General features: G+C 31.9%; 6 protein-coding genes. All 6 read right to left on the bottom strand.

Annotated features, from left to right (window positions below; genetic code table 11):
- Nucleotides 1-369: 369 nt before the first annotated feature.
- The 6 genes from ftsZ to ACTG3V_RS03520 all read right to left on the bottom strand — a co-directional run bounded on the left by ftsZ (nt 370) and on the right by ACTG3V_RS03520 (nt 8013).
- The gene (gene ftsZ, locus ACTG3V_RS03545) at nt 370-2250 is read right to left on the bottom strand and encodes a cell division protein FtsZ (protein ID WP_439130753.1); all 1881 of its coding nucleotides are present in this window, start codon (nt 2248-2250) and stop codon (nt 370-372) included.
- Nucleotides 2251-2315: 65 nt separating this feature from the next.
- On the bottom strand, nt 2316-3650 hold the full coding sequence (gene ftsA / locus ACTG3V_RS03540) for a cell division protein FtsA (protein ID WP_439130752.1): 1335 nt from the start codon (nt 3648-3650) through the stop codon (nt 2316-2318).
- A 6-nt stretch (nt 3651-3656) separates the two neighbouring features.
- The gene (locus ACTG3V_RS03535; RefSeq protein ID WP_439130751.1) at nt 3657-4382 is read right to left on the bottom strand and encodes a cell division protein FtsQ/DivIB; all 726 of its coding nucleotides are present in this window, start codon (nt 4380-4382) and stop codon (nt 3657-3659) included.
- Entirely contained in the window at nt 4372-5724 is a 1353-nt protein-coding gene (murC, locus tag ACTG3V_RS03530; RefSeq protein WP_439130750.1) for a UDP-N-acetylmuramate--L-alanine ligase, read from the bottom strand. The genes ACTG3V_RS03535 and murC overlap by 11 nt, the downstream gene beginning before the upstream one ends.
- On the bottom strand, nt 5721-6812 hold the full coding sequence (murG, locus tag ACTG3V_RS03525; protein WP_439130749.1) for an undecaprenyldiphospho-muramoylpentapeptide beta-N-acetylglucosaminyltransferase: 1092 nt from the start codon (nt 6810-6812) through the stop codon (nt 5721-5723). The genes murC and murG overlap by 4 nt, the downstream gene beginning before the upstream one ends.
- Nucleotides 6799-8013: an FtsW/RodA/SpoVE family cell cycle protein gene (locus ACTG3V_RS03520; RefSeq protein ID WP_439130748.1), complete on the bottom strand. Its 1215-nt coding sequence runs from the start codon at nt 8011-8013 to the stop codon at nt 6799-6801. The genes murG and ACTG3V_RS03520 overlap by 14 nt, the downstream gene beginning before the upstream one ends.
- Nucleotides 8014-8085: the final 72 nt, after the last annotated feature.

Raw genomic sequence — 8085 nt, 5'->3', positions numbered from 1 at the left:
CAATTATATTGATAGAAGGTATATAACCCTTTATTAGCAATTTTAAAAATTCTATATTTTCTTTATCGTCTTCAACAACGTACGCTTTTAACTCCTCTACCATTAATACCTGTATTAACCTTTCAAAATTATTTTATATTGATTTAATTTCTTAATGTAAATTAACAAATGGTTGTTTTATGGTATAACCGAACATAAACTTACCTTATAAATCTGTAGCAAATCTACTATTTAGGTTCTAGTAAATATTTAAATAGCCTTGAGACGTAAAGAAGTATCGATAAAAAACGTTTAAGGAAAGTTAAAATATATTAAACAAAAAATCACACCCTTTTGAGGTGTGATTTTTATTGTTTTAATGGCAATTTATTAGTCTACATTATCATGTAAAAAAGAATTACCTGATGAAAAATCAATACTATCATCATCTTTTTTTAAGGCAGTTTTGGTTTTACTAATAGTTCCATTTTTATTCAAGTCTACTCCTAGCCTTTTATATGCTGGCTGACGTTCGATTTCATCAATATTTTTATTCAAATTTTCGTTAAAACTATAATTGAATTTTTTCATGTTTTTTCTACGTTCAGCAGCTCTTCTCTGCATCTCACTGATTGTAGAATCTAATGGAGAAACTTCTTCACTAAACGTATCCATGTCATTAATTTCAGATTGAGGAGTAACATTTTTTAATTCAATTTTAATTTCCTCTTCCACAGCATTATTTTTATGAATCTCTGAACTTTTTCCAATAGTAGGTGCTGCATTAAAATCTTCTAAAACATAACGAACCTCTTTTTGAGCCCTAATTTCAATGGCATCATCAACTTCGATATTTTTTGCTTTTTCAAGATCATTGGTCAACTCAAAACGTATTTCATCTTCCTTATTAACTTTAGATTTTGACATTGGAAAATCGAATAACAAATCTGTTTGTGGTTCTTGAGTTACCTCTTCTATCTTTTCCTCTTCTTTTACAACATTGGTTATGATAAAATCATCTTCTGAAACCGTTTCAACACCTACCTCTTCATAACTTACAGGCATGCTTGCAATAATTTCATTAGTTTTCACCAAATCCATTTTTGGTTTGGTATCTGCATCATCATCCTCTAAAGTGTGTACAACTTTTTGCGCTGGTTTATGCGCAATTGGTGCATCTAAATTAGGTTGTTTTATAATAGCTTTATCAGCAAAATTATATGTTGCTTTTTGCTCATCCTCTAAAGTATGAATTACTTTTTTTACCTCAGTATTGGTAATTGTACTCTGCTGATCTGCAGCAAAACCAGTAGCCACAATAGTTACAGAAATAGCATCACCTAAATCTTCATCTTCACCTATACCCATAATAATGTTAGCATCATAACCAGCTTCATCTTGTATAAAGTCATTGATTTCACCAATCTCATCTAAGGTAACTTCATTTGTACCAGATACAATTAATAATAATACGTTTTTAGCACCTGTAATTTTATTATCATTTAATAAAGGCGAATCTAAAGCTTTTACAATGGCCGTTTTTGCTCTATCTGGTCCTTCTTCTTTTGCAGATCCCATAATTGCTGTACCACTATTAGAAAGCACAGTTTTAGCATCATGCAAGTCAATATTTTGTTTGTAATGATGTGTAATAACTTCGGCAATACCTTTAGACGCTGTAGACAACACTTCATCTGCTTTAGAGAAACCTGCTTTAAAACCAAGGTTTCCGTAAACTTCTCTTAGCTTGTTATTGTTGATTACAATTAAAGAATCTACATTTTGGCGCAGTTGATTAATTCCTAATTGAGCTTGATTTGTACGTCTTTTCCCTTCGAAAGCAAAAGGCATCGTAACAATACCCACTGTTAAGATATCCATATCTTTGGCAATCTTAGCAATAATTGGTGCTGCTCCAGTACCTGTACCACCACCCATACCAGCTGTAATAAATACCATTTTGGTTTGGGTATTTAACATTTGCTGTACTTCTTGCATACTCTCTTTTGCAGCTTGCGCACCAATTTCTGGATTTGCGCCTGCGCCTAAACCAGAAGTTAAGTTTGCACCTAATTGAATTTTATTAGGAATTGGACTGTTTTCTAAAGCTTGTGCATCTGTATTACAGATTACAAAATCTACTCCGTTAATGTGTTGCTTAAACATGTGGTTTACGGCATTGCTACCTCCACCTCCAACACCAATTACTTTAATGGTGTTTGATTGTGTTTTTGGCATATCGAATGAAATGTTATCAAATTCTGCGCTCATAATAACGTTTTTCTTTTATGGTTTTTATTGATGTTTTGTTCTTTGTTAAATGTACTTTGCTGGGCTTACTCAGCATTATCTAAAAAATCTTTTAAGCTCTCTGTAAACTTTTCGAAAAAAGATTTCTTTTTTGGTTTGGGCTTACTTTCAACTTTTGGTTGTATATCAACTGCTTCATCTTCATTTTCTTCTTCACTATTAATTTCTTCTGTTACAGCTTGAGGTTCTTCTACTTTACCTTCTTTCTCTAAGCCTTCCATTAACAACCCAACAGCTGTTGCATAAGAAGGGCTTGATAAAGCTTCATCTGAATCTCCTGCTAAATGCTCATTAGGAAATCCTATTCGAGCATCCATACCAGTAATATATTCTACTAACTGACGTAAATGTTTTAATTGAGAACCACCACCAGTTAGCACAATCCCTGCAATTAGTTTACCCTTAGCAGTTTCGTGTCCATAATTTTTTATCTCTAAAAATACATGCTCAATAATTTCTTGAACCCTAGCATGTATGATTTTTGATAAATTTTTAAGCGTAATTTCTTTTGGCTCTCTACCTCTTAACCCAGGAATGGAAACAATTTCTGTTTCTTTGTTTTCTCCTGGCCAAGCAGAACCAAACTTAGTTTTTAATAATTCTGCCTGTTTTTCTATGATAGAACATCCTTCTTTGATATCATCTGTAATTACATTTCCACCAAAAGGTATCACAGCTGTGTGTCTAATAATACCATCTTTAAAAATGGCTAAATCTGTGGTACCACCTCCAATATCAATCAAAGCAACACCTGCTTCTTTTTCTTCTTGACTTAGAACGGCTTGTGCAGATGCCAAAGGCTCTAAAGTAATTTCACTTAAATCTAAACCAGCGCTTTTTACACAGCGCCCAATATTTCTGATCGATGAAACCTGACCTACAACTACATGAAAATTAGCTTCTAATCTGCCACCATACATCCCTATTGGTTCTTTAATATCAGCTTGAGAGTCTACTTTAAATTCTTGTGGTAATACATGAATAATTTCTTCTCCTGGCAACATTACCAATTTATGTACTTGGTTTACCAAATTTTCGATATCTGAATCTTCAATAACTTCATCTGCATTATTTCTGGTGATATAATCGCTATGATGTAAGCTTCTAATATGCTGCCCTGCAATACCCACAACAACATCATCTATTTGAACACCAGATACACTTTCGGCTTCATCTACAGCTTGCTGAATTGATTGTATGGTTTGTGTAATATTACTTACAACACCACGTTTAACACCTAAACTTTTGGCTTTACCTCTACCAATCACTTCAATTTTACCATATTCATTTTTACGACCAATCATGGCAACAATTTTGGTAGTACCAATATCTAAACCAACTGCTATTTTATTGTTTTCCATTGTAGTTTATTTAGTGCACACAACTTGGTTGTGATATTTAACATTTATTGTTTTATAATTTTGAATGGTTTTGTCTTCAAAAGTTTTGTTATAAAACGCTTTTAATTTCTTAATTTTTATATCAACTTCGATTAATTTACCAAAATCGATTTTATAATTTCCACTTCGCACAGAAAATTGATATTCCTTAGTGTCTGATTTTTCAATTCCAACAACTTCTTTATGCAGAAAACTATCTGTTGTAATTGTATTGATTAGTGGTAAAATCTCGTTTAAATCTTCATCATTATCAATACCTGAAACCAACAATACTCTTGCTGAATAATTGGTTGATAAAGGCATCTTTACCCCTTCTTTATCAACATAATAAGAATTATTTTTACCAACAATTCTAGCTACTGGAGTTCTTTGTTTAAGAGTAGCTTTTAACAAGCCATCTATAGATAAAAAAACAGAAGCTTTTTCTACATACGGATTTTGTATTACATTATTTTCTAAACTGTATAAATTTATTACAGATTTTGCTTGGTTTCTGATACTATCTCCTTTTTGTATTAACAATTTATAAACCATTGCATGCGTTAAAAAATTATTCTCTCCGTTCTCAAATTCAACAATAATATCTGACACTTTTCTATTTTCATTTCTTTTTGATGAAAAACTAAATAAAACTCCTAAACCGACTATGAACAAAAGGAATAACAAATATTTTACCAATCTTTTAAACATCATATATTATATTATTTAAAAGCTGATTCGTAATTTCTTGTATCAATACTCCAATATCTCCTGCACCCAACATTACCACTACTTTTGCTTGTGAATTGTGAATATGTTTTAATAATTGACTTTTTTGGAGTAATATTTTATGTTGATTATCAATTTTACTTAATAACCAATCAGATGTAACCCCAGCAATTGGTTTTTCTCTAGCAGGATAAATATCTAACAATACAATTTCATCAAATTTTGATAAGCCGGTTGCAAAATCATCAATAAAATCTCTTGTTCTTGTAAATAAATGTGGTTGAAAAACCGCAAGTACTTTTTCATTTGGGTACATTTCTCTAATGGCGTTTTCTACTGCATTTATTTCTGTTGGATGATGCGCATAATCATCAATCAAAACAAAATCATCGGTTTTAATTTTGTAAGAAAACCTACGTTTTACACCTTTAAAACTAGCCAAACGCTTTTTTATATTTGGTAAAGAAACCCCGTAAACATCTGCCATCGCTAAAGCAGCCAAGGCATTCATTATATTATGTTTTCCTGGTAAATGAAAATTAATTTCGTTAATAATTTCGGTTGGGGTTTGCACATCAAAAATATAGGTTCCCTTTTTAATTTTTAAATTAAAAGCTTTGTAATCTGCAGCTTCATTCACAGCATATGTTAATCCTTTTAATGGTAAACCTTTTGCAACAATTAAACTATCAGATACTTTTTGAGAAAATGTAAAAAACGATTCTTCTAATGCTTTCGCTTCTCCATAAATATCTAAATGGTCGGCATCCATAGAAGTTACGCAAGCAATATTTGGATTTAACTTTAAAAATGATCGATCAAATTCATCTGCCTCTACTACAGAGACTTTATCTTCTCCTAAAATTAAATTTGAGTTGTAATTTTCTGCAATTCCGCCTAAAAAAGAAGTAGCATTTTCAGGTTGCATAATGTGTCCTAAAATAGCAGATGTTGTTGTTTTTCCATGAGTGCCTGCCACTGCTAAACAAAACGTAGCTTTTGTAATTTCTCCTAAAATCTCGGCTCTTTTAAAAACCTTAAAATTATTTGCTAAAAAATAGTTGAGTTGTGAATGATTTTCTGGAATTGCAGGTGTATAAATCACCAATGTTTTATCCTTATTTAAAAAAGAAATCGGTATATTTTTAACTACATCTTCAAAATGAATTTGAACTCCTAATTCCTCTAGATCTAAAGTAATTTGAGAAGGTGTTTTATCATAACCAGCCACATTTTTTCCATTAGCAGCAAAATAACGAGCAATTGCGCTCATTCCTATGCCACCAATTCCGACAAAAAAACAGTTATGTATCTCTCTTAAATTCACGTATTCAATAATTTTTCTACTTCGTTTACAATATTTGTTGTGGCACTTGGCAGTGCTAGTTCGTTTATATTATCTGATAAATGCTCTTGCTTACCTATATCTTTTAACAAGGTTTCAAAAACTATAGAAAAGGTATCGAGCTCCTTTTCTGGCAATAAAATTGCGCCATGTTTATCTGCAATTGCCCTTGCATTTTTTGTTTGATGATCTTCAGCAACATTAGGTGATGGAATAAAAATTACAGGTTTCCCAACAATACATAATTCAGAAACAGAACTGGCACCTGATCTAGAAATTATAAAATCTGCAGCTGCATAGGCTAAATCCATTTTATTGATAAATTGATGTACTTGAACATTTGCAACATCATTGTATTTTTTATATTCTTCGAAATAGAATTTTCCACATTGCCAAATAACTTGCACCTGTTGTTTCTTAAAAAAATCGATATGTAATGCTATCAACTGATTTATTGTTCTTGCCCCTAAACTACCTCCTAATACTAATACTGTTTTCTTGGCAACATCTAATTTAAAAAATGCTTTTCCATCTTTTGCTTTATGATAAATTGATAACAAATCTTGACGAACAGGATTGCCTGTTTTTACGATTTTATCTGCTGGAAAAAAACGCTCTAAATTATCATAAGCCACACAGATTTTACTAGCTCTTTTACTCAACAATTTATTAGTAATTCCTGGAAAAGAATTTTGTTCTTGAATTAATGTTGGTATTCTTTTTCTATTTGCCATGATTAAGGCTGGGCCACTTGCAAAACCTCCTGTGCCAATAGCAATATCTGGTTTAAATTGTTTGATGATATTTCTTGATTTCCATAAACTAAAAATCATTTTTATAGGAAATAATAAATTATCGAGCGTAAATTTTCTTTGAATACCTGCAATCCAAAGCCCTTTTATTTCATAACCTGCTTGAGGTACTTTTTCCATTTCCATTTTATCTTGTGCACCCACAAATAGAAAATTAGCATCAGGAAATCGCATTTTTATCTCATTTGCAATTGCAATTGCAGGATAAATATGACCTCCTGTTCCTCCACCAGATATGAGTATATTATATGGTTTCATGCAAAATATCTAAAGGGTTATCATCTAAAATATCTTCTTCTGTTTCTTCTTTGGATGCGCTTACGCTCAAAATCATGCCGAGTGCAAAACAGGTCATCCAAATAGAAGTTCCTCCACTACTAACCAAAGGCAATGTTTGCCCTGTTACTGGAAATAAATTGGTGGCCACTGCCATATTTATAGTTGCCTGGAAAATTATTGGCAACCCAACACCAAGAACCAACAGCGTACCGAAAATGGTAGTTGTTTTTCTGATGACTACAAAAATTCTAAATAACAATACAAAATAAATTAGAATGATTAACAGGCCACCCACTAAACCATACTCTTCGATAATTATCGCAAAAATAAAATCGGATTCTGAGGCATATAAAAAATTCTTTTGCACACTTTTACCTGGCCCAACACCAACAACACCACCTGTTGCTATAGCTATTTTAGCTTTTTGTACTTGATAATTTTCTGTGTTTTTTGTTTTTCCTTCACTGCCTTCTTCAACTTCATCTGTTGGGAAAAAGTTTGAAATTCTACTTTCCCAAGTGTTTACTCGGTTTGGCATGGCATCTGGAAACGCTTTCGCCATTAAAATAAATAAAGACAAGGCCACAATTCCTGTACCTAAAATAAATGCTAAATATTTTAGAGGATAACCGCCTATAAACGTAAGCGTTAAAATCATTACAAAAATAATGGCTGTTGTTGAGAAATTTGCTGGTAAAATCAGCATTAAAATAATAGAAACTGGCAACCATAACTGCCAAATACTTTCTTTAAATTTTATTTGTTTTTCTTTATTTCTTGCCAAATATCTTGCCACATAAACCATTAATACTAAACCTGCTAAGGTTGATGTTTGAAAGCCAACACCTGCAACTTCAATCCATCTACTTGCATTTGCACCATCTTTAACATTGCCCTGAATCAGGGTAAAAATGAGCAAAATAATTACAACAGGAAGCATTAAGACAGACCCTCCTGAAAAATATCGATATGGTATTTTATGCACTCCATAAATAATTCCAAAACCCATAATCAATAAAAAAAAGTGCTTCATTAAATGCGTAAATGCAGAACCCAAACCTTGCACATACAAAATATTTGTTTTTGCACTGTATACAGGCATAAATGAAAAGATTGCCAAAATGGCCACAATTGCCCAAATGGTTCTATCTCCTTTTATATGTTGAAAAATGGTTTTCATAATCTTCTTTTAACCCCTCTAAAGGAGGGAAAAACGCTTTTGTTTATCTATACTGTTTAGTTATTATTTTTC

The sequence above is a fragment of the Polaribacter sp. genome, assembly GCF_965660385.1.
Classification (GTDB): Bacteria; Bacteroidota; Bacteroidia; order Flavobacteriales; family Flavobacteriaceae; genus Polaribacter.
Note: the sequence above shows the minus strand (reverse complement) of the source record. Positions and strands in the feature narration are given on the sequence as shown.

Bases quoted from the DNA above. Each gene is read 5' to 3' on its own strand.
- murG (WP_439130749.1), bottom strand. From the start codon at position 6,812: ATGAAACCATATAATATACTCATATCTGGTGGAGGAACAGGAGGTCAT.
- ftsZ (WP_439130753.1), bottom strand. From the start codon at position 2,250: ATGAGCGCAGAATTTGATAACATTTCATTCGATATGCCAAAAACACAA.
- ftsA (WP_439130752.1), bottom strand. From the start codon at position 3,650: ATGGAAAACAATAAAATAGCAGTTGGTTTAGATATTGGTACTACCAAA.
- ACTG3V_RS03535 (WP_439130751.1), bottom strand. From the start codon at position 4,382: ATGATGTTTAAAAGATTGGTAAAATATTTGTTATTCCTTTTGTTCATA.
- ACTG3V_RS03520 (WP_439130748.1), bottom strand. From the start codon at position 8,013: ATGAAAACCATTTTTCAACATATAAAAGGAGATAGAACCATTTGGGCA.